This is a genomic window from Streptomyces sp. NPDC056224 (assembly GCF_042267665.1).
In the GTDB taxonomy this organism is placed as follows: domain Bacteria; phylum Actinomycetota; class Actinomycetes; order Streptomycetales; family Streptomycetaceae; genus Streptomyces.
In genome coordinates, this window is sequence record NZ_JBHJTK010000106.1 from 1 (window position 1) to 1,798 (window position 1,798).

A 1,798-nucleotide genomic window follows, 5' to 3' on the forward strand; every position below is an offset into this window, starting at 1 on the left:
CTCCAGCCGGAGCGGATCGGCGTCCACCTCTCGGAGGAGTTCCAGCTCCACCCCGAACAGTCCACCGACGCCATCGTGATCCACCACCCCGAAGCCAAGTACTTCAACGCACGCTGAGCCCCATGAGCCGGAAAGGAGTCCGACATGCCGGCTGCTCTGGCCGTCACCACCGAACGCCCCCGCACGTCCGCCCCCGCCACGCCCGGCGTCCGTGAGCTGCTGGCCCAGGGCCGACGGACCTTCTCGTTCGAGTTCTTCCCCCCGAAGACCGACTCCGGGGAGCGGACCCTGTGGGCGGCGATCCGCCGGATCGAGCCGTTCGCGCCCGCCTTCGTGTCCGTCACGTACGGCGCCGGCGGCTCCTCCCGCGACCGGACCGTCGAGGTCACCAAGAGGATCGCCGCCGAGACCACCCTGCGCCCGGTCGCCCATCTGACCGCCGTCGGGCACTCCGTCGCCGAGCTGCGGCACATCATCGGCCAGTACGCCGACGCGGGCATCCGGGACGTGCTCGCCCTGCGCGGCGATCCGCCGGGCGACCCGAAGGGGGAGTGGACGGCCCACCCCGAAGGCTTGACCCACGCCCACGAACTAGTCACCCTCATACGCCAGTTGGGGGACTTCACCGTGGGTGTGGCCGCCTTCCCCGAGCGCCATCCCCGCTCGTCGTCCTGGGCCGAGGACATCCGGCACTTCGCCGGCAAGTGCAAGGCGGGAGCCGACTACGCCATCACGCAGATGTTCTTCCACGCCGAGGACTACCTCCGGCTGCGCGACCGCCTCTCCTCCGTGGGCTGCCTGACACCGGTCATCCCCGAAATCATGCCGGCGACCGATTTCCGCCAGATCCGGCGCTTCGCCGAGCTCAGCGACGCCCGCTTCCCGGACGTACTCGCACGCAGGCTCGAAGCGGCGAAGGACAACCCGGCGGACGGCCACCGCATCGGGGTCGAGTACGCGACGGCCATGTCCGAGCGGCTGCTCGCCGAAGGGGCACCCGGCCTGCACTACATCACCCTCAACAAGTCCACCGCGACTCTAGAGATCCATCAGAACCTGAACGTCAGCCAGAACTCAGCCACCACCATCACGGAGTAGACCCCCATGGACTTCAAGGTCGCAGACCTCTCGCTCGCGGACTTCGGCCGCAAGGAGATCACCCTCGCCGAGCACGAGATGCCCGGTCTGATGTCGATACGCAAGGAGTACGCCCCTTCGCAGCCCCTGGCCGGGGCCCGGATCACCGGTTCCCTGCACATGACCGTGCAGACGGCGGTCCTGATCGAGACGCTGGTGGCGCTCGGGGCGGAGGTCCGCTGGGTGTCCTGCAACATCTACTCCACCCAGGACCACGCGGCGGCCGCCGTCGCCGCCGCCGGAATCCCCGTCTTCGCCTGGAAGGGCGAGACGCTGGAGGAGTACTGGTGGTGCACGGAGCAGGCGCTGACCTGGCCGGGCCACGCGGGCCCGAACATGATCCTCGACGACGGCGGTGACGCCACCCTCCTCGTCCACAAGGGCGTCGAGTACCAGAAGGCGGGCGCCGTTCCGGATCCGTCCACCGCGGACAACGAGGAGATGGCCCTGGTCCTGGACCTGCTCCGGAAGACCACCCTTGACTGGACGGCCCTGGCGTCCGAGATCCGCGGCGTGACGGAGGAGACCACCACGGGTGTCCACCGTCTCTACGAGATGCACCAGGCGGGCACGCTGCTGTTCCCGGCGATCAACGTGAACGACGCGGTCACCAAGTCGAAGTTCGACAACAAGTACGGCTGCCGCCACTCCCTGATCGACG

At 68.7% G+C, this 1,798-nt stretch carries 3 protein-coding genes; all 3 read left to right on the plus strand.

Annotation, left to right across the window (positions count from 1 at the left end; genetic code table 11):
* Positions 1–117 (plus strand): vitamin B12 dependent-methionine synthase activation domain-containing protein (locus ACFCZ1_RS38470; RefSeq protein WP_158727364.1); only part of this gene is annotated, 117 nt, incomplete at its 5' end.
* Between the two features lie 27 nt (positions 118–144).
* Positions 145–1,098, plus strand: coding sequence for a methylenetetrahydrofolate reductase [NAD(P)H] (gene metF / locus ACFCZ1_RS38475; protein ID WP_376682907.1), 954 nt, complete (start codon positions 145–147; stop codon positions 1,096–1,098).
* A gap of 6 nt (positions 1,099–1,104) precedes the next feature.
* Positions 1,105–1,798, plus strand: a 694-nt coding sequence (locus tag ACFCZ1_RS38480) for an adenosylhomocysteinase (protein WP_376682908.1), incomplete at its 3' end; no start/stop codon positions are given.